General features: G+C 53.9%; 17 protein-coding genes and 1 tRNA gene. 10 read left to right on the top strand and 8 right to left on the bottom strand.

Features of this window, described 5'->3' with window-relative positions; all coding sequences use genetic code 11:
* The first annotated feature begins 25 nt into the window (after positions 1–25).
* A complete protein-coding gene (locus B5F38_RS09755; protein WP_087409093.1) occupies positions 26–490 on the top strand; it encodes a PepSY-like domain-containing protein in 465 nt (154 codons plus the stop codon).
* Between the two features lie 3 nt (positions 491–493).
* Here the strand turns inward: B5F38_RS09755 and B5F38_RS09750 are convergent, their stop codons facing one another.
* Positions 494–1,777 (bottom strand): DUF5103 domain-containing protein, encoded by a 1,284-nt coding sequence (locus B5F38_RS09750; RefSeq protein WP_087409092.1) that lies wholly within the window; start codon positions 1,775–1,777, stop codon positions 494–496.
* 157 nt (positions 1,778–1,934) lie between these two features.
* Here B5F38_RS09750 and B5F38_RS09745 point away from each other — a divergent pair, with 157 nt between their 5' ends.
* A complete protein-coding gene (locus tag B5F38_RS09745) occupies positions 1,935–3,137 on the top strand; it encodes a C1 family peptidase (RefSeq protein ID WP_087409091.1) in 1,203 nt (400 codons plus the stop codon).
* A 4-nt stretch (positions 3,138–3,141) separates the two neighbouring features.
* Entirely contained in the window at positions 3,142–3,876 is a 735-nt protein-coding gene (locus tag B5F38_RS09740; RefSeq protein WP_087409090.1) for a hypothetical protein, read from the top strand.
* Here B5F38_RS09740 and B5F38_RS09735 read toward each other — a convergent pair.
* From B5F38_RS09735 to ung, 3 genes are read right to left on the bottom strand one after another with little or no spacing between them, the layout of a single operon-like run.
* Positions 3,867–4,919 (bottom strand): acyltransferase family protein, encoded by a 1,053-nt coding sequence (locus B5F38_RS09735; RefSeq protein ID WP_087409089.1) that lies wholly within the window; start codon positions 4,917–4,919, stop codon positions 3,867–3,869. The genes B5F38_RS09740 and B5F38_RS09735 overlap by 10 nt on opposite strands.
* 7 nt (positions 4,920–4,926) lie before the next feature.
* Positions 4,927–5,403 carry a C-GCAxxG-C-C family protein gene (locus B5F38_RS09730; RefSeq protein ID WP_087409088.1) on the bottom strand — a complete coding sequence of 159 codons (477 nt, stop codon included), beginning with the start codon at positions 5,401–5,403 and terminating at the stop codon, positions 4,927–4,929.
* A gap of 15 nt (positions 5,404–5,418) precedes the next feature.
* Positions 5,419–6,081, bottom strand: a complete 663-nt coding sequence (ung, locus tag B5F38_RS09725) for a uracil-DNA glycosylase (RefSeq protein ID WP_087409087.1) — start codon at positions 6,079–6,081, stop codon at positions 5,419–5,421.
* 125 nt (positions 6,082–6,206) lie between these two features.
* On the opposite strand from ung, the gene B5F38_RS09720 reads away from it, so the two are divergent.
* The 5 genes from B5F38_RS09720 to trxA all read left to right on the top strand — a co-directional run bounded on the left by B5F38_RS09720 (position 6,207) and on the right by trxA (position 12,688).
* A tRNA-Arg gene (locus B5F38_RS09720) sits at positions 6,207–6,278 on the top strand.
* A gap of 98 nt (positions 6,279–6,376) precedes the next feature.
* The gene (locus B5F38_RS09715) at positions 6,377–7,033 is read left to right on the top strand and encodes an HAD family hydrolase (protein ID WP_087409086.1); all 657 of its coding nucleotides are present in this window, start codon (positions 6,377–6,379) and stop codon (positions 7,031–7,033) included.
* A 3-nt stretch (positions 7,034–7,036) separates the two neighbouring features.
* Positions 7,037–8,209, top strand: a complete 1,173-nt coding sequence (locus tag B5F38_RS09710; protein ID WP_087409085.1) for a Xaa-Pro peptidase family protein — start codon at positions 7,037–7,039, stop codon at positions 8,207–8,209.
* 204 nt (positions 8,210–8,413) lie between these two features.
* Positions 8,414–12,295, top strand: a complete 3,882-nt coding sequence (gene dnaE, locus B5F38_RS09705; protein WP_087409084.1) for a DNA polymerase III subunit alpha — start codon at positions 8,414–8,416, stop codon at positions 12,293–12,295.
* Between the two features lie 78 nt (positions 12,296–12,373).
* Positions 12,374–12,688, top strand: coding sequence for a thioredoxin (gene trxA, locus B5F38_RS09700; protein WP_087409083.1), 315 nt, complete (start codon positions 12,374–12,376; stop codon positions 12,686–12,688).
* Positions 12,689–12,953: 265 nt separating this feature from the next.
* Here the strand turns inward: trxA and B5F38_RS09695 are convergent, their stop codons facing one another.
* Both B5F38_RS09695 and B5F38_RS09690 read right to left on the bottom strand, forming a co-directional pair.
* On the bottom strand, positions 12,954–13,238 hold the full coding sequence (locus tag B5F38_RS09695) for a transcriptional regulator (protein WP_087409082.1): 285 nt from the start codon (positions 13,236–13,238) through the stop codon (positions 12,954–12,956).
* Complete coding sequence (locus tag B5F38_RS09690) at positions 13,238–13,849, bottom strand: hypothetical protein (protein ID WP_087409081.1); 612 nt, start codon at positions 13,847–13,849, stop codon at positions 13,238–13,240. Before B5F38_RS09690 ends, B5F38_RS09695 begins: the two co-directional genes overlap by 1 nt.
* Before the next feature lie 1,713 nt (positions 13,850–15,562).
* Between B5F38_RS09690 and B5F38_RS09685 the strand changes: the two genes are divergently transcribed.
* Positions 15,563–16,966, top strand: a complete 1,404-nt coding sequence (locus B5F38_RS09685; protein WP_087409080.1) for a DUF5036 family protein — start codon at positions 15,563–15,565, stop codon at positions 16,964–16,966.
* A gap of 71 nt (positions 16,967–17,037) precedes the next feature.
* Complete coding sequence (locus B5F38_RS09680) at positions 17,038–17,619, top strand: hypothetical protein (RefSeq protein WP_087409079.1); 582 nt, start codon at positions 17,038–17,040, stop codon at positions 17,617–17,619.
* 95 nt (positions 17,620–17,714) lie between these two features.
* Here the strand turns inward: B5F38_RS09680 and B5F38_RS09675 are convergent, their stop codons facing one another.
* Positions 17,715–19,049 carry an NADP-specific glutamate dehydrogenase gene (locus B5F38_RS09675; protein WP_087409078.1) on the bottom strand — a complete coding sequence of 445 codons (1,335 nt, stop codon included), beginning with the start codon at positions 19,047–19,049 and terminating at the stop codon, positions 17,715–17,717.
* A gap of 283 nt (positions 19,050–19,332) precedes the next feature.
* Complete coding sequence (locus tag B5F38_RS09670) at positions 19,333–20,778, bottom strand: HD domain-containing protein (protein WP_087409077.1); 1,446 nt, start codon at positions 20,776–20,778, stop codon at positions 19,333–19,335.
* Positions 20,779–20,831: the final 53 nt, after the last annotated feature.

Genomic DNA, 20,831 nt, shown 5'->3' with positions numbered 1-20,831 from the left:
AAAACCTAAAAAACGAGGTAAATATATGAAAAATTATTTGTATCTTATCGTTTTGTTCACAACGATTGCATTAGGCATAGGGCCGAGCCGAGGCGAAAACAAAACGACCAATCGGAAAATCTCGCTGTCGGAGCTTCCACAATCGGCGCGTCAGTTGTTGCAAACCTATTTTCCAGGGGCTCGGGTATTGCAGTGTGTACACTCGCGCACGTGGAACGAATACGGGGTGAAGGTCTCGGGTGGTTACGACCTGGAGTTCGACCGCAAGGGACGTTGGGAGGAGATCGATTCGCACGACAACCCGTTGGCTCCCGAGCTGGTGAAATTGCTTCCCGCACCCGTGGGCGAATATCTCGAGCAGCATTACCCCGGTGCGAAAGTCGAGAGTATGGAGCAGCGCAAGAATCTCTATAAGCTCACACTTGTCCATCCCGAGACCCATCTCTATTTTTCGAAAGCGGGCGAGTTTGTCAAGGCCCGGAACGATTGACGATTATCGGCCCGAGTAGGTCATGCCTATCCCGATGAGCTTGTCGTAGCGTTCGCCCGGTGCGCGGTGGTATACCTTCACCAGATACTCGTTGACCGTCTGGTAATAGTTGCCCTCGACAGGAGCTGCCGTGGCCGAGCTTGCGCCGTCGGGCAGGAACAGATACTGGTAGTTGTAGGAACCCTGTTTCAGAAGCAGGGTTTTCTCGTATTGGCCCGTTTCCGGGTTATAGACCATCTCGTTGTAGGGGGTGTAGAGATGGTTGGTCATCTCGCCGTCGATATAGATTTTGCCGCCTGGTATGGGGTCGGAGTCGAGGGTGAAGTGCACCACGAAGTAGTCGGCCTCGGTGTCGCTGTCGTTGGCACCGCTCTGGCGGATGACGAAGCGTCCGTTTTGAGTCTTGTCGTAGAGGTAGCTCGTCTCGGCCCGGGGCTCCGTGGTAGTCAGAACCACGTGGTAGTAGGGGTCGAAGTGGTAAATTTTCGAGACACCCAGCCCGGCGTAGCGGGTGGCTACCATCTCGAACCGGCGGAACTCGTTGCCCGCCTCGAAGATGAGGTTGCGGTCATGGTCGAATATGACCTGGTTGCCCTGTACGCGCAACGGCCGGGTTACAATCACCTCCTGGTCGCGCCGTCCGTTGGGGGTGACGCTCACCTTCAGTTCGTTGTAGGGGTTTTGTATGCGGTAGTTGTTGGCATTGAGACTGACGCTCACCTGCTGGTGCTCGCTGTTGTAGTCGATGTCGGTACGCGAGGTGACGCTGGGGGCTACCAGAATATCGTTTTCGTAGACCGAGAAGCAGACCTGCAGCAATATCTGTTCGGGTTCGTTCTCGGGGTAGACCAGCAACACGTAGTTGCCCGATGCCTTGAACTGTACATCCTCGTTGGGGAGGGTGAGGCTGTAATGCACATAGTGAGCAAAGGTGGCGATGGAGTAGTCGAAGGTTTCGATGGGGTTGGTGTTGAAGCCGTCGAGGTATTCGAGCTCCGACAGGGCCGAGGGTCGCCAGTCGGCATTGCAGTGTATGAGACTGTATTGCAGGTACGAGGCCTCCTCGGTCATCTCGTCGAACGAGATGGTGATGTGCTCGTTGCTGTTCAACTCGATAATCGGGGGGAAGAGGTCGCGCCCCTCGACGTCGGTGCGGATGGTCTTGAAGCGGTCGCTGAAGGCGCGGGTTTCGTAGACCTCGTTCGAGAAGTTCTGGGCCAGAACGGTCAGCGGACTCCACAGGGCAATCGCGGCGAGCAGGGCGTACAGTCTGTATTTCGGTTTCATAAAGTGTCGGTTTGAAAGTTCTTAGTGGCAAATGTACGAAATTTTATGCCGGTTTCCTAATAACTGTTATACAAATGGAGCAATTATCGCGTAATATGAAAATATTGGCTATATTTGCGCGCAACTTGACATGAGAATTGAATAAGAAAGACGATATATGAATTGTAAACATTTGACTATTGCCTGCGCATTGTCCGTGGTTTCGGTGTGCGCTTGGGCCGGAGAGAACAAGAAAGATTCCGTAGGGTATCAGTTTACCGTTACGAAAGAGTTGAAAACCAATTCGGTGAAAGACCAGAGCCGCTCGGGCACGTGCTGGAGCTTCTCGACGCTGTCGTTTATCGAGGATGACCTCTTGCGCCAGGGCAAGCCGGCGGTCGACCTCTCCGAGATGTTTATCGTTCGCAACGACTATATCGAGAAGGCCATCAAGTATGTACGCATGCACGGCAGCATCTCGTTCTCGGCCGGAGGTAGCGCCTACGACGTGCTCTACATTATCGATAAATACGGTGTGGTTCCCGAGGAGGTCTATACCGGCCTGAACTACGGTACCGACAAACACCAGCACGGTGAGCTCGATGCCATTCTCAAAGGCTATGTCGATGCCGTTATCGCCAACCCCAACAAGAAGCTGTCGTCGGCCTGGCTCGACGGATTCAAGGCGGTGCTCGATACCTACCTGGGCAAGGTGCCCGAGAAGTTTACCTACAACGGGGTAGAGTACACGCCCAAGTCGTTTGCCGAGTCGCTGGGTATCAAGTCGAGCGACTACATTCCGTTGACTTCGTTTACACACCACGACTTCTACAAACCTTTTGCCATCGAGGTGCCCGACAACTGGTTGTGGTCGCAGTACTACAACATACCCCTCAACGAGCTGATGGAGACCATCGACTACTCGATTGACAAGGGGTATACGGTGATGTGGGCGTCGGACGTGAGCGAAAAGGGATTCCAATACCTCAAGGGCTTTGCCGTAGTTCCCGTCGAGAAGAAAAACGACAACCTCTCGGGTACCGAGCTGGCCCGCTGGGTGAAACTGTCGAAGGCCGAGAAAGAGGGCGAACTCTACAAATTCGAGGAGCCCGAGGAGGAGATGGTCATCGACCAGAAGGTGCGCCAGGAGGCTTTTGACAACTACGAGACAACCGACGACCACGGCATGGTGTTCGTGGGTACGGCTGTCGACCAGAACGGTACGAAGTACTACAAGGTGAAAAACTCGTGGGGGACCGAGCAGGTGTATGGCGGATTCTTCTATGCGTCGGAGGCCTTTGTCAAATACAAGACGATGGATATTCTGGTGCACAAGGATGCCGTCCCAGCCAAGATTCTGAAGAAATTGCATTTGCAGTAAAGATATGAAACGGCGCTTAGGTGCCGTTTTTCTGTTGGTGTTGTGCCTGCCGTTATTGACTATCCCCCTTTGTAACGACAAAGTGGTGGACCATTATATCGATAAGATATGGTTGCACCGGACCAATACGATAGAGAAGCTGCACGAGTTTGAAGGAGAGTATAAGAATTTCGAGTGCGATGTGCTGTTTGTACCCGAGCTGTCCGATTTCAGAACCGGGCACGACACCCCATCGTCCGAGTCGCTCGGCCTCTATCTCGATTTTCTGGGCAAGAATCCCGGTCGGGAGTTGTGGATAGACCTGAAGAATCTGAACGAAGCCAACAGCCGGCAGGCCGAGTCGCTTCTGACTGCCATGCTGGCCCGCTCGGGTGCCAGCAAGGAGCAGCTCATTGTCGAGTCGCGCGACTGGAAGGCCCTGCGCCATTTCACACAAGAGGGGTATTATACCTCGTGTTACCTCGATATACCACATCTCGACGAGATGAGCGACCGCGAGCGAGGCGAACGGCTCGACTCGATTCAGCAGATAGCCCGAAGCGGAGCCGTCGAGGCTCTGTCGTTCCCCGCATCGTATTATGGATTTTTGAGAGATCTCGATTTTTCGGTCGATTTGCTCACGTGGGAGCACCGCCGTTGGGCCTGGCAACTGCCCTTCTTCTCGCGCTCGAGAGCCATCCTCAAGGATGGCCGGGTGAAGGTGGTGCTGGTCAAGGAGAAGGGGCACTATCACCAGTGAAGCCGCGTGTAGAGGGCGAGCAATACCTTGCGGTAAATCCAGGCAACAGCCAGGCACAGAGCTAGGTAGAGCAGCCCCGACCATTCGGCAGGTAGCGGCTTGGCATAGATGAGTATCTGTTGCCGCACGAAGGCGTGGGTGATGAACAGTGCGGCCGACAGTCCGCCCAATACCAGAGTGATTTTGTAGAGAATGCCTCTCTTGAAAAGCGGCAGAACTGCCGTGAAGGGGAAGAGCACCAGGGTCGAGCTGAATACCCACAGATAGGGGTTGAAGAGACTCAATACAAAGAGCACGCACCCCAGAGCCACCCAACCCCACGGGAGCCGCAGCGGATGCCGGGCTGCGAGTATGCCGATGCAGAATACCGGCAGCCACCCCACAAAGTTGTAACGGAGGGTAAAGACGAGGTCGTTGCAGCCCAACCCTTGAAGCACAAGCAGCAGTGCCCAGGCGACGGCCGAGGCAATCCACACCGCCCGGTCACCGGCCCGGCGCAGAAACAGCACATAGATAACATAGAGTTGAAAGGCCATGCCGAAGTACCACCACGGACCGGCAATGACGAAGCGGTCGACCAGGAAGTTGGCGGTAAAGGTAAGCATCGCCAGCAGGTCGGTCCATATCTTTTGATTCTCCAGATACTGATAGGTAATGTGGGTGTGGCCCGAGTAGCGGTCGAGCAGGAGCAACAGGGCCATGGGGACTATCCACTTCCACAGTTGCGTGGCCCGGTGCAGCAGAATGCGCCACCCCGCATCGGGGCTCTGTCCGTATCGCTTGGCCAGTCCGTAACCGCTCACGAAGACAAAAACCGATACTCCGTAATGCCCTAGAAAAGAGAAAAGCGACAGCACGATGGTGCGCAGGTTGCCCCTGCCCAGGGTGTCGACAAACCGTTCCACGTTATCGGGGATATATTCAAACTCGCACTCGGGCGGGAACTCGGGGAAGGTGTGGAAAAAGTTGTGTAGGACAATGAGTAAAATGCCTATACCCTTGAGTACCTGAGAGTCGGAGCGGTCGTATTGCAGCGTGGGCATGGCGGCATCATGCTTTATCCAGCTCTTCGTTGAGCTTTTCGCCGATGAGGCGGGCTGCCGAGGCTACGTAGTTGGCACAGGGTCGGCGCTTGTAGTAGGCTTCGGTGCGAGGTTCGGGTGTAGGTTCGTCGCTCTTGTGGTCGAGCCCGAGCAATTCGCGGCAGATGATGGAGCCGTTGAGTGCTTTGGAGCGCGCCGCCAGATCCTGCACGGCCGTGTAGACCACTTTCCGTTTGGCCAGATCGCCCGGCTTGTCGTTTTTGTAGTAGAGTCCGGCAATCATGAACATGCCGCTCACGGCACCGCACACCTCGCGTAACCGGCCCATGCCGCCGCCCAGCGGGGCGCTTATCGAGGCAGCCAGTTGCTGGTCTACGTCAAACAGGTCGTTATAAGCCAGTACGACCGATTGGGCACAATTGTAGCCCTCGCAAAAAAGTTGGCGAGCCTTCTCGGCTCTCTGTTCTACATCTATCTTTTCCATGCTTGTTTTTATGATTTACCATTGAATAGGCTCGATGCCGTGGGCCACCAGATATTGGTTGGCCTGGCTGAAGTGATGGTTCCCGAAGAACCCCCGGTGAGCCGACAGGGGCGAGGGGTGGGGCGATTGCAGCACCAGGTGCCGGCTGCGGTCTATGAATTCGCCCTTGCGTTGGGCATAGGCTCCCCACAAGATGAAGACCAAGTGTTCGCGCTCCTCGGCCAGTTTGTGGATAACGGCATCGGTAAAGGTCTCCCACCCTTTGCCCTGGTGCGAAGCGGCCCGATGCGCCTCGACCGTGAGCGTGGCGTTGAGCAGCAATACCCCCTGGCGTGCCCAGCGGGTGAGGTTGCCGCTTTGAGGTACGGGAATACCCAGGTCGCTCTCGATCTCCTTGAAAATATTCTGGAGCGAAGGGGGGAAGGGCACGTGGTCGTTGACCGAGAAGCAGAGTCCGTGAGCCTGATTGGGTTCGTGGTAGGGGTCTTGTCCCAGAATCACCACCTTCACCCGGTCGAAGGGGCAGGCATCGAACGCCGCGAATATCTGGCTGCCGGGCGGGTAGACCGTTTTGGTGGCATACTCGTGACGAACGAAAGAGGTCAGTTGTTCGAAATAAGGCTTGTCAAATTCGGGTTGTAACCGCTGTTGCCAACTGGGTTCGATGCGAACATTCATAATCTTTTTTATATAAGATTTTAACCGTAACTGTTTGCAAAGCTACAAATATTTCTTACTTTTGCCACGCAATTAGGGGGAGATTCTCACCGACGAGGCGTACTTTTCTCCCGAATCGTTTAGCGGCACCCGTAGTTCAATGGATAGAATAAAGGATTCCGGTTCCTTCGATTGGGGTTCGACTCCCCACGGGTGTACAAGGCGTTCCATCGGGCTCTTCCGGTGGAACATTTTTTAATATCTCTCCCTCAAGTTTGTATTGCGAGCTTCCCGATAAAATCCATACCTTTGCGGCATGAAAAGTAAGCAGATAGATTGGAGCCGTACCGACGCTCTTATTTTCGATATGGACGGCACCCTGTGGGACGCGGTCGACACCTATGCCCGCATCTGGAACGAGGTCTTTGCCCGGGCGGGCCGCGAGGTTCACGTTACCCGCGAGACACTCATCGGCAACATCGGGAAACCGATTCCTCGCATTATGGAAAATCTTTTCCCCGATATAACCCCCGACGAGGCGGCCCGCTTCTCGGCCGAACTGGCGCAGGAGGAGCCCGCCTTGCTGTCGCGCTACGGAGGCACGCCCTATCCCGGGGTGGTCGAGGGGCTGGAACGGCTGTCGCACAAGTACAAGCTGTTTCTGGTGAGCAACTGCGACTCGCACACCTTGCCCGTGTTTATGGCCTGCATTGGCATTACTCCCTACATTACCGAGGGGCTCGCTTTTGGCAACACGCACAAGCCGAAGGGCGACAACATGTTGTTGCTCAAGGAGAAATACGGATTGCAGCAACCGCTCTACATGGGCGACATCGACGCCGACGGGCAGGAGACCCACCGCGTGGGTCTGCCCTTTGTCTATGCGCGTTACGGCTTTGGACAGACCGACGACTACGAACTGGCCTTCGACTCGTTTACCGATTTTACCGAATTCTTTTTAAATTGTAAATAAGCTATGTTCTCGAGTGAATTTCATGCCGAGATTTTGCGGCGTTGTCAAAAAATACAGGCGGGCTTGCAGGCCGTGGGGGCCGATGCCGCCTTGATTCACACCAATGCAAACCTCTATTACACGTCGGGTCGGGTGTTCAACGGTTACACCTATATCCCGGCCGTGGGCGAGCCGCACTATTTCGTACGTCGTCCCGTGGGGTTGAAAGGCGACAGCGTGCACTATATCCACAAGCCCGAGCAGATACCTGCCCTGTTGACCGAACTGGGTATGCCGCAACCCCGGCGTATCGCGCTGGAGTGGGATGCCTCACATGGCGATTATGTGCGTCTGGCTGCCGTATTCCCCGAGGCCGAGGTGGCGAACGCGTCGGCTGTGATGCGTGGGGCGCGGGCCGTGAAGACCGAGTATGAACTGGCCCGGTTGCGCGAGTCGGCCGTGAAGCATGCCGAGGTGTACCACCGCATCGAGTCGATTTATCGCGACGGCATGACCGACATCGAACTCCAGATCGAAATCGAGCGTCTGTTGCGTCTGCACGGCAACCTGGGGCTCTTCCGCATCAACGGGCAGAGCATGGAGATATTCATGGGCAATGTGCTTTGCGGCGACAATGCCGACACTCCTACACCTTACGATTTTGCCATGGGCGGAGCCGGCATGAGCTGCTCGATACCGGTGGGTGCCAACGGTACCCTCATGCGTCCGGGCATGGCGGTGATGGTCGACATGTGCGGCAACTTCACCGGTTACATGACCGATATGACCCGGGTCTATTCGATAGGCGAACTGCCTCAGAAAGCACTCGATGCACACCGCTGCTCTATCGAGATACACCGCCAGATGAGCCAGATGGGCAAGCCCGGCGTGGCTGCGTCCGACCTCTACCACAAGGCGGTCGAGATAGCGCACGAGGCGGGGCTGGACGACTACTTCATGGGTCACACCCAGAAGGCGGGTTTCGTCGGTCACGGCGTGGGCATCGAGGTGAACGAGTCCCCGGTGCTGGCTCCCCGCTCGAAAGAGGTGCTGGCCGAGAACCAGGTGATTGCCATCGAGCCCAAGTTCGTGATTCCGCACGTGGGGGCCGTAGGCATCGAAGATACCTATGTGGTTACTCCCGACGGTTTGCAGGCCATCACACAGGCCCCGGTCGACATCTTCCCGCTCTTCTGATTCCTTCCCCCCCCCTCTCTGGGGGTGAGCGAAACGATATTTTCCCTTTTGGGGATTCCTGTCCCGGCAGAGTTGTCTGCCGGGACAGTTTTTTCAGGAGCGGGCCGGTGTGTATAAGTTGTTCAAAAAACATCGGCCGGCGGCTTCGTTCTCTGCGAATATCTTTGTACCTTTAAGCCCACGAATCTAAATCCAGTCTCATATATGCAACCCTTTGTTCATCTGCACGTTCACTCCCAGTACTCTATTCTCGACGGACAGGCTTCCATACCGGCGCTGGTCGACAAGGCCATGAAAGACGGCATGAAGGGCCTGGCCCTGACCGACCACGGCAACATGTTCGGGATAAAAGAGTTTTTCAATCTGGTGAAGAAGAAAAACGGTGCGGTGAAGGATGACATCAAAAAGATACAGAAACGCATCGATGCCATCGAGAAGGGCGACGAAACGGTCGACGACAAGGAGGCCGAGCTGGCCTCGTTGCGCCAGCAGGTAGCCGACCTCGAAGCCAAGATATTCAAGCCCATCCTGGGTTGCGAGGTGTATGTGGCCCGCCGTCGGCTTACCGACAAGGAGGCCACTCCGCGCGAGGTGCGCAGTGCCGTGGTCAACGAGGTGAACGGCATCTCCATCCGCAAGGGTGCCATCGATGATGGCGGTTATCACTTGATTGTGCTGGCCAAGAACCTGAAGGGGTATCACAACCTCATCAAGCTGGTGTCGAAAGGGTGGACCGAGGGTTTCTACTCGCGTCCCCGTACCGACAAGTACGAACTCGAGAAATATCACGAAGGGCTCATCGTCTGCTCGGCCTGTTTGGGTGGCGAGATTCCCCGCAAAATACTGACGGGCGACCTGGCGGGAGCCGAGGAGGCCATCCTGTGGTTCAAGCGGATTTTCGGCGACGACTACTACCTGGAGTTGCAACGCCACAAGGCCACCGTGCCGCGGGCCAACCACGAGACCTTCGTCTTGCAAAACGAGGTGAATGCCCACCTTATCGAGATGTCGCGCAAGCACGGCATCAAGCTGGTATGTACCAACGACGTCCATTTTGTCGAAGAGGAGAATGCCGAGGCGCACGACCGCCTCATCTGCCTGAGCACGGGCAAGGATCTCGACGACCCCACCCGCATGCTCTATTCCAAACAGGAGTGGCTGAAGACCCAGCAGGAGATGAACGACCTCTTTGCCGATGTGCCCGAGGCGCTCGCCAATACGCTCGAGATTCTCGACAAGGTCGAGTTCTACTCGATAGACCACGCCCCGCTTATGCCTACCTTCCCCATTCCCGAGAGCTTCGGTACCGAGAAGGAGTATCGCCGCAAGTTTACCGATGAAGATATTTTCAACGAGTTTACCCGCGACGAGAACGGCAATGTGGTGATGGACGAGGAGTCGGCCCGCAAGAAAATCGAGAAGCTGGGCGGTTATGAGAAACTCTACCGTATCAAGCTCGAGGCCGACTATCTGAAGGAGCTCACCTTCAAGGGGGCACACGAGCGCTATGGCGAGGAGCTCTCGCCCGAGGTGCTGGAGCGCATCACCTTCGAGCTGCACATCATGAAAACGATGGGTTTCCCGGGTTACTTCCTCATTGTGCAGGACTTTATCAACGCCGCCCGCACCGAGCTCGACGTGTCGGTAGGCCCCGGTCGTGGTTCGGCCGCCGGTTCGGTGGTGGCCTACTGCCTGAAGATTACCCAGATAGACCCCATGAAGTACGACCTGCTGTTCGAGCGGTTCCTCAACCCCGACCGTATTTCGTTGCCCGATATCGATGTCGACTTCGATGACGATGGTCGCGGACGGGTGCTGCAGTGGGTGACCGAGAAGTATGGGGCCGAGAAGGTGGCCCACATCATCACCTACGGTACCATGGCCACCAAGTTGGCTATCAAGGATGTGGCGCGGGTGCAGAAGCTGCCGCTCTCCGAGTCGGACCGCCTGACCCGCCTCATTCCCGACCGCCTGCCCGAGAAGAACGGCAAGGCTCAAAAAATCAATCTGAAAAACTGTATCGAAAATGTTCAGGAGTTGAAAGATGCTTGCAACTCGAGCGACCAGCTCCTGGCCGATACGATGAAATATGCCCAGATGCTCGAAGGCAACGTGCGCAATACCGGCGTGCATGCCTGCGGTGTCATTATCGGCCGTGATGCCATTACCGACTGGGTGCCTGTGAGCACGGCCGACGACAAGGAGACCGGCGAGAAGATGCTCGTGACCCAGTACGAAGGGAGCGTGATCGAGGATACCGGCCTCATCAAGATGGACTTTCTGGGGCTGAAAACCCTCTCGATTATCAAGGAGGCGGTCGAGAACATCCGGCAGACCCGACATATCGACCTCGACATCGATTCGATTCCCATCGACGACCCCAAGACCTACGAGCTGTACAGCGCCGGCCGCACGACCGGTACCTTCCAGTTCGAGTCGGCCGGTATGCAGAAGTACCTGCGCGAGCTGCATCCCACCACCTTCGAAGACCTCATCGCCATGAATGCCCTCTACCGGCCGGGACCTATGGAGTATATCCCCCAGTTCATCGCCCGTAAGCAGGGCAAGGAGCCTATCGTCTACGACATCCCCATCATGGAGAAGTATCTGAAGGATACCTACGGCATCACCGTCTATCAGGAGCAGGTGATGTTGCTCTCGCGTCTGTTGGCCAACTTCACCCGCGGTCAGTCCGACGGTCTGCGTAAGGCCATGGGTAAGAAGTTGAAAGACAAGCTCGACGCCTTGAAGCCCCTCTTCATTTCGGGCGGCGAGAAGAACGGTCACAAGAAGGAGGTGCTCGAGAAGATTTGGGCCGACTGGGAGAAGTTTGCCTCCTACGCCTTCAACAAGAGCCACGCTACCTGTTACTCGTGGGTGGCTTTCCAGACCGCCTACCTCAAGGCCAATTACCCCTCGGAGTACATGGCGGCCGTGCTCAGCCGAAACCTCAACAACATCACCGAAATCACCAAATTCATGGACGAGTGCAAGGCCATGAAGATTCAGGTGCTGGGCCCCGATGTCAACGAGAGCCAGTACAAGTTCTCGGTCAACAAGAAGGGAAACATCCGTTTCGGTCTGGGGGCCATCAAAGGGGTGGGCGACTCGGCCGTGCAGGCCATCGTGCGGGAGCGCGAGGCCAACGGTCCGTACAAGGGCATTTTCGATTTCGTCGAGCGGGTCAACCTCTCGGCCTGTGGCAAGAAGACCATCGAGTCGCTGGCCATTTCGGGGGCCTTCGATTCGTTCAAGGAGATTCACCGCGAGGACTTTTCGGCCATGACCAGCAAGGGCGAGCCCTTCCTCGATACGCTGGTACGCTACGGAGTGAAGGTACAGAGCGACAAGCTGTCGCAGGTGGCTTCGCTTTTCGGCAGCGACTCCTCTATCGTGACGACTCCGCCCGAGATACCGCGGGGTGTACCTCTCTCCGACATCGAGCGGCTCGACAAGGAGCGCGAGCTCGTGGGCATGTATCTCTCGGCTCACCCTCTCGATGCCTATAAACTGGAACTGCTCTACGGTTGCAACACCCGTATGACCGACTTGAAGAACCGCGAGGCGCTGCTCGACAAGGAGCTCACTTTCGGCGGCGTGGTGGTCGACTACCGCACCGGCATCGGCAAGCGCGGCGGGCAGTATGGATTCATCAAGATCGAAGACTATTCGGGGGCCGACGACATCCCTCTCTTCGGGCAGGATTTCATCGACTACGGCAAGTTCGGTGCCAACAACGGCACCTTCGTGTGGGTGCGGGCCCGCTGTGTCCCCTCGAAGTATACCCCCGGACGCATCGACCTGAAGATACTCGAAATGAAACTGCTCTCGGAGCTGAAGGGCACGATGCTCAACTCCATCACCATCGAGATGCCGGCTCGCCTCGTGAAGAACGGTTTCATCCAGACCCTCTCCGACTTTATGCCGCCGGCTCATCAGCACAAGGCCGAACTCAACTTCAAGATTTACGATTCGGAGCTGGGCAAGTCGGTGCGGTTGCGCTCGCGGCGTCGTCCCATGATTACCGAGGAGCTCATCGATTTCCTCAACGAGAACGAAGAGGTGACCTTCAAAATAAATGAATAATCGTTTGCGACTCAACCACAGAATACCTAATTTTGTTCCGTAATACGTGATAACGATAAATTATAAACAGATAGAACTATGGCATTGAAAATCAATGATGAAAATGCAAAGGAGCTGATTGCTTCGGGCAAACCCGTGGTAATCGATTTCTGGGCAGAATGGTGTGGCCCTTGCCGGGCTATCGCCCCCTCGGTCGACGAACTCGCCGAAGAGTATGAAGGCAAAGTGATTATCGGTAAATATAACGTCGACGACGATTCCGATATCAGCGCCGAGTATAGCATCCGCAATATCCCCACGTTGCTCTTCTTCAAGGAGGGTAAACTGGTAGATAAGCACGTAGGTTCTGCCTCGAAGGCCGACCTCGAAGCTAAGGTGAAGGCTCTGCTCTAAGCGTGGCAGAAAAAGCTAACACGGGCCGACTCGAAATCAATCGAGCCGGCCCGTGGTGTATTTGTGCGCGTCACTCCATACCCCGATGCGCATTGTGTTACCCCGCACTCGATGCGGGGTCCAGCTTTGGAGGTGGTAGTGGGTGGAGTAGGGACGCGCGGCTCGTGCGTCCTGAGTTATACCATGCCCGGGTATTTCTGGATTCCGCGTCGTGGCGCGGAATGACACAGACGTCGCTACTTCTGGCTACCGCATGATGCCTCGCTTACAGTTTCAGATACTCCTTGAGCGCCTCGACATACTGTTCGAACGCATCGCGGCCCCGTTCGGTAATCTGGCAGGTCGTGCGGGTCTTTTTCCCTACAAACTCTTTCTTCACCCCAATGTATCCGGCCGACGCCAGTTTGTCTATCTGCACGCTCAGGTTGCCCGCCGTGGCGCCCGTCTGCTCTTTCAGGTAGACGAAGTCGGCTTCGTCTACCGAGAGGAGTATCGACACGATGGCCAGTCGCAGTTGCGAGTGTAGCAGGGGATTCAGTTCGCGCAGCATCACTTACGACATTTAGCGTTCAGGTTATGCCCGGGGATAACCATCATAATCAGAAACGAAATACCAAAGTAGAGGTGCCAGGTGGCAGGTACGTGCTGCAAGGCAGGCAGGGTCATCAGCATGTAGATGGCAAAGACCAGTCCGAAGAGCGGCAGGTAGGCCAGCACCGAGTCTTTAATCACCAGCCCCGTAATCGAGGTACCTATACCGCAGTAGATGAGGGCCAACGGCATCATCAGTCCGAAGTTGACACTCCCCAGGGCATAGCCCAGAATCATCATCGTCAGCACGGTGATGACGAAGAGGGTGCCTATCACCTTCCACGTCTCGTCAATCATGCGGTCGGTATAGGTAATCACCGCGGGGCGGTGCTTGCGGTCATGTACGGTGGTATAGATAAAGGGGGCAAACATGAGGAACCAGGCGGCGGCCCATACCGAGTTGCCGGTTGTGCTGACCAGCGCAAAGACCACAACCGCAAGCACTACGGCCAGGTAACCGTAGAGCAGAAACCGGTTCCCACTGCCGGTCCCGATATTCTTCCGGCTCTGCCGAATCATTTGGGTGATGAGCTCCAGGCTCTCCTTTTCGTTCAGTTTTTTCTCTTCCATACGTTCAAATTTTAAGGTTTACAAATTGGTTTGTTTTATAAACTATATAGCTATATGGTTTCTCTTTAGGGAATATTGATGCTGCAAATATAAATCGGTTTATAATATAAACCAAATATTCCGGAATATTTTTTTATGCGAGGGTGAATTTTTTTTGAGGGAGGAGGAGCCGCTCTGCATCCGATGGGGTCTTTGTGTCACCTGTACCCCGATGCGCACTGCGTCACCCCGCACTTGATGCGGGGTCCAGCTTCTGGAGGTGGCAGTGGGAGGAGTAGGGACGCACAGCTTGTGCGTCCTGAGTTCTTGCCCGGATAATTCTGGATTCCGCGTCGTGGCGCGGAATGACGAGAGGGTCACCCCGCACCCCGATGCGCATAGTGTCACCCCGCACTCGATGCGGGGTCCAGCTTCTGGAGGTGGCAGTGGATGAAGTAGGGACGCACGGCTCGTGCGTCCTGAGTTATATCTTGCCGGTATTTCTGGATTCCGCGTCGCAGCGCGGAATGACGAGAGGGTCACCCCGCACCTTGATGCGCACAGTGTCACCCCGCACTCGATGCGGGGTCCAGCTTCTGGAGGTGGCAGTGGGAGGAGTAGGGACGCACGGTTCGTGCGTCCTGAGTTATATCTTGCCGGTATTTCTGGATTCCGCGTCGTGGCGCGGAATGACGAGAGGGTCACCCCGCACCCCGATGCGCATAGTGTCACCCCGCACTCGATGCGGGGTCCAGAGGGTGCAGGCGGAGGATTTATTTACGTAGTCTCTTGCCGGTATTTCTGGATTCCGCGTCGTAGCGCGGAATGACCGAGAGTATCACCCCGCACGCGATGCGGGGTCCAGAGAGTGCAGGCGGAGGATTTATTTGCGTAGTCTCTTGCCCGGATATTCCTGGATTCCGCGTCGCAGCGCGGAATGACAAGAGTGGCCGGTATATCCTTGGATATTGTGCTGCAAAACGTCAGGGTCATTTTCTGTGTAGAGTAGCGGTACCCCCGCCTTTATCGGGCCGGGAGGAGGCCAGCCGGTTGAGGAGTGAGGGCGAGGACTGTTTGAGCGCAGCGAGTTCCGCAGCCCCCGAAGGCGGCGCCAGCCTCCGAACGAGATAGCCCGATAACAGCAGCGGCGCTTCTTGGTTCGTTCTTCTCGCTGTAGAGAAGAATGAACATAGTGTGTCACTCGCCCCCGATGCGGGGTCCAGCTTCTGGAGGTGACAGTGGGAGGAGTAGGGATGCACGGCTTGTGCGTCCTGAGTTATATCTTGCCGGTATTTCTGAATTCCGCGTCGTGGCGCGGAATGACCGAGAGTGTCACCCCGCACCCCGATGCGGGGTCCAGAGGGTGCAGACGGAGGATTTATTTACGTAGTCTCTTGCCGGTGAATCATGGGGTTTTGTGCTTAACGAGAGGCAGAAAGGTGATGCCAATTTTGTTTTTTTAAGAAAAAGCACTACTTTTGTTTCGTTCGCCCGAGGGGCGGGCAGACATATGACGACATAAAAAGCGCATTGGCTTTTCTTTCTTACTGATGAAACTTGGCGGTTTTAAGAGAAAAGGAAGAGCAAAGTTGATGTTCGCGCTGTTCATACGGCGTGGGCGTTTGCATCATCTCTTTTCTCGGGTACGCCAAGACCTCATCAGTGGATAGTGCAAATTGTCCACGTTTTTTTTGTCTGGAGTAGCACTAAGTTTAATCCTTAATATTTACTGTTATGAAGACAAAAATTTTTATGATGATGGCGTTGGTTACCCTGCTGATGGGGGGTAATGCTTGTACGGAGGAGGATAAGGGGCTCGCTCCGGATGACGGTACCTCATTGGGGAATGGTGGTGATGCAGTTCCCGATCCAGAGGGGACAATCCTTGTTTCGGTTCGCAATGAGAGTAATGGAAAAACTATTGTCAAACTCTCGGAAGTAGGAACTTTTTACATAGATGAGGGTGATAATTTTGTCTCATCATCTACTTATATAGAATTTTGTTCGGTAGGAGCGGTCAATAGCTTGGGTAATATACGTGCTGTCCCTGATAAGGGATGGGCATCGCGAGTCGCTGTACAAAAAGGATGTGGTTATTGGGTGCGAGCTAAGATTAATGATGATAATATATATGATGATTATATATATGCTCGATTGTATGTAGATGACTACATTTTATCGGCTATCAATACGATATTAGGAGCCTATGTCAAATATCAGTCTCCATATACGCCTGTAAATCCAGAAGATTTATTAGAATACTTTCCAGATAAGGCGTTTAAGGATTATGTGCTTCGCGAATTTGATATTGATAATAATAAAAGATTAACGCGAAAAGAGGCCGATTTAGTAACGAGTATTAACTGTGTAAAAATGGGAATTTCATCTTTAAAAGGGATTGAATTTTTTACGAATTTAACATCTTTGGAGTGTGATAGCAACCAATTGACCACATTGGATATGAGTAAAAATGTATTGTTAAATTGGTTATGGTGTGATGCTAATCAGTTGACTTCTTTAGATGTGGCCTCTAATATTCGGTTGAGATATTTGTCTTGTAATGATAATCAATTAACCTCCTTGGATGTTCGTTCAAATCAGAGGTTAGTATTTTTAGGATGTAGTAACAATAAATTGAGAGCGCTCGATGTGAGTAAAAATCCAGAAATATATTATTTGTCTTGTTGGAACAATGAGTTAACAGAGTTGAATATAAGTGCCAATATTCTATTGGAGCGTTTATACTGTAATGATAACCAGCTGAGTTCCTTAGATGTAAGTAAGCATAGTGTATTATCGTCTTTGACCTGTGGTAATAACTTATTAACTACATTAGATATCAATTCAAACCAGATGCTAAAAAGTTTATCATGCTATAATAATCAAATACAGGCATTGGATTTGAGTAAGAATACACAACTAACGCATGTATGGTGTAATGGAAATCAATTAACTTCATTAGATATAAGTGAAAATAGAGCTTTGGAAAGGTTTATGTGTGCAAACAATCCGGGAGATGGATTGGTATTCCTTATAACCGCATGGTTCGATAATTCCAATATTCCTGAAAATTTTTCGAAAGGAAGCTATACTTATGATGGTAAGGCAATAACTATTCAGTATATACTCAAAGATTGAGACAGAATAAAGAAAAGGAAATTCAATAGCAAGGATGGTCCTAAGAATATAATTATTATAGAGAAAAATTTATGAAAAGAAAGATTATACATATTGTGGTATTTTTTGCTTCGTTGTTGAGTTTGAATCAAGTACATGCACAAGCTTGGACTTCATTTGGCTCTACTGTTGGATTGGAACTCAAACAAAATAATGCTTCATATGAAAGTGCGTTTAGTCCAGATGTAGAACTGGGATTTCGATGGCCTACAACTGTAGGTTTTGGCGCTGTTGTTGATTTGCGATGGATAAATACCGAGAAAATAGAATGGTTCAGTGATTATAAATTTATATGGGATGTCTATGTAGGGCCATCGTTCTTTTTCCGATTTGGTGACGATTATAGGACGGGAATTCTCCTAAATACATTTTTTGGATATTCTACCTCGGGGGCTTGGTTTGACCCAGATGTTAGTTCGGGCTCTTTTTCTATCAAATTATCGGCTGATCTGGTTATCAAAGGTGTTATGATAGGTGCCTTTTGGTATCCTTTGAAACAACATGTCGAGGGGAACAGTTCTTCGTCCAAATATGGGGGCAACATGAGGTTTGGCGAATTTGACATGCCTTCGAGATTTGGATTGAGGATAGGGTATGTATTTACCTTTAGCTAAGTTTATAAAGTTTTTACAACATACAACAGGCGAGAGACTCTTTGGAGAACCTCCCGCCTGTTGGGCTTATTCAACAATAACTAACTGTCTGTTTGTTACAAGATGCCTTGTGCCATCATGGCCTTGGCCACTTTCATGAAGCCGGCGATGTTGGCGCCCTTCACGTAGTTGGTGTAGGTATCGCTCTCTTTGCCGTAGCGGGTACACTGCTCGTGAATGTCGTGCATGATTTGTTTCAGTTTCTGGTCCACCTCTTCGGCTGTCCAGCTTATCTTCATGGAGTTTTGCGTCATCTCCAGTCCGCTCACCGACACGCCGCCTGCGTTGGCAGCCTTGCCCGGAGCGTAGAGAATCTTGGCGGCGAGGAACTGCTCGATGGCCTCGGGGGTCGAGGGCATGTTGGCGCCTTCCGACACGGCGAAGCAGCCGTTGGCCAGCAGGGTGCGGGCGTCGTCGCCGTCGAGTTCGTTCTGGGTGGCGCTGGGCATGGCGATGTCGCACTTCTCGCCCCAGGGCCGTCCGCCCTCGACATATTTGCAGCCATACTCCTCGGCATATTCGCGGATGCGGCCGCGGTAGAGGTTCTTGAGTTCGAAGATATAGGCCAGTTTTTTCTCGTCGATACCGTCGGGGTCGTAGATGTAGCCGTCGCTGTCGGACATGGTCACCACCTTGGCACCCAGTGCGATGAGCTTCTGCACGGTGTATTGGGCCACGTTGCCCGAGCCCGATACCGTAACCACCTTGCCCTTGAGGTCGATGCCGCGGGTCTTGAGCATCTCGAGCAGGAAGTAGACGTTGCCGTAGCCGGTGGCTTCGGGGCGGATGAGCGAGCCGCCGAACTCAAGGCCCTTGCCCGTAAAGGTTCCCGTATTCTCGCGGGCCAGCTTCTTGTACATGCCGTACATGTAGCTTACCTCGCGGCCGCCCACGCCTATATCGCCGGCGGGTACGTCGGTATCGGGGCCGATGTAGCGCCACAACTCGGTGACGAAGGCCTGGCAGAAGCGCATGATTTCCATGTCGGATTTACCCTTGGGGTTGAAGTCCGACCCTCCTTTTCCGCCACCCATGGGCAGCGTGGTGAGGGCGTTTTTGAAGGTCTGTTCGAAGGCGAGGAACTTGAGGATAGAAGGATTGACCGACGAGTGGAAACGGATACCTCCCTTGTACGGGCCGATGGCGTTGTTGTGCTGTACGCGATAGCCCATGTTGGTTTGCACGCGGCCCTGGTCGTCGACCCAGGTGACCCGGAACGAGAAGATGCGGTCGGGGATACACAGGCGTTCGATCAGGTTGTAGCGGTCGAACTCGGGGTGTTGGTTGTAGACCTCTTCGATCGTCGACAATACCTCTTCGACGGCCTGGTGGTACTCCGGCTCGTTGGGGAACCGGCGTTTCAATTCGTTCAATACTTCTGTTGTTTTCATCGATAAGTATGTTTTTTGGTTTGATGGAATGCTATTCCTGGTGTAACACGTTGCAAGCGTGATGCTTTCTTATGGCGACATCGTGTTGTGCAGTGCCTCGATTCCGTAACAAATTGTGCTGTAGAATAGCGGCTCGGCTTTATTTGTGCCGACAAAGATAGTAAAAATAAATAAAGTGAAAGCCTTTTTGGATAAAAACTTTCATTTTACAAAGAAAATTGACGGAATAATATCTTTTTGAGCGAATTATCGCTCGAAATGTGAGAAATCTCTCATAATTATACTATTTCTCGACCGGTTGCAATCCCATGGCGGCTGCGGTCTCGAGCATGAATTGGCGGGCCGGCTCGTGTTCGTTGGGAATTTTGCCGTCGAGTATGGCCTCTTTGATGGCCGAAAGCAGTTCGCCTACCGGGCGCGAGGGGGGCAGCCCGAAGGTCTCCATAATCTCTTCGCCGCGGATGGGCAGCTTCATGTTGCGGATGCTGTCCTTCTCTTCGATTTCGCGCAGTTTGGTGCGCACGAGTTCGAAGTTGTCGAGAAACCGTTTCACCTTCTCGCGATTTTTCGAGGTGATGTCCGACTCGCACAGCAGCATCAGGTCGTCTATGTCGTCGCCCGCGTCGAAGAGCAGCCGGCGCACGGCCGAGTCGGTAACCACCTCTTCGGCCAGGACGATGGGCCGCATGTGCAACCCCACGAGCTTCTGTACATACTTCATCTTGTCGTTGAGGGGCAGTTTCATACGGCGGAAGATACCGGGTATCATCTTCTCGCCCACGTAGTTGTGGTTGTGGAAGGTCCATCCCAGCCGGGCATCGTAGCGTTTGGTGCGGGGTTTGCCTATGTCGTGCAGCAGAGCGGCCCACCGCAGCCACTCGTTGCGGCTGCGCAGCGCTACGTTGTCGAGCACGGCGAGCGAGTGGTAGAAGTTGTCTTTGTGTCCGCGACCCTTGACGGTCTCTACCCCTTTGAGGGCGGCCACCTCGGGGAAGATGAGGGGCAGCAGCTTGCAGTCGTCGAGCAGGATGAATCCCTTGGAGGGGATGTCGGAGCGGATGATTTTGCCCAGTTCGTCGATGATGCGCTCTTTCGAGATGATTTCGATACGCGAGCGGTTGCGCTCGATGGCGGCGAAGGTCTCGGTCTCGATGCGGAAGTTGAGCTGCGTGGCGAACCGTATGGCCCGCATCATGCGCAGGGGGTCGTCGCTGAAGGTGATGTCGGGGTCGAGCGGGGTGCGGATAATCCCTTTTTCGAGGTCGTCCATACCGCCGAAGGGGTCGACCAGTTCGCCCCAGCGGTCGCGGTTCAGACACAGGGCCAGGGCGTTGATGGTGAAGTCGCGCCGGTTCTGGTCGTCCTGCAGGGTTCCGTCCTCGACTACCGGCTTGCGCGAGTCGTGGCTGTACGACTCCTTGCGGGCGCCGACGAACTCGATTTCGAAATTCTCGCCCCGGCGGTTATATTTCACCTGAGCCGTGCCGAAGTTGCGGAAGGTCGAGAGGTGAGCCCGTTTGCCCAGCCGGGCGGTGAGGGCCTCGGCCAGTTCGATGCCGCTGCCCAGGGTGACGATGTCGATGTCCTTGGAGGGGCGGTTCAGAAAGATGTCGCGCACATAGCCGCCGATGACGAAGCAGGGGCGGTTCATCGCGTCGGCCACCTCGCCGATGAGGTGGAATATGGGTTGATCGAGATGATCGAGAATAAGCTGATTGTCGGCTTGCATAATCGTGGGGTTGAATTGACGGTAAAAATACGACTTTTTCGCCATTGTGGCAA

Origin of the sequence: Barnesiella sp. An22, from assembly GCF_002159975.1 — a bacterium.
GTDB classification, from domain to species: Bacteria; Bacteroidota; Bacteroidia; order Bacteroidales; family Barnesiellaceae; genus Barnesiella; species Barnesiella merdigallinarum.
The sequence above is the reverse complement of the archived record's forward strand: the minus strand, read 5'-3'. Positions and strand labels throughout refer to the sequence as shown.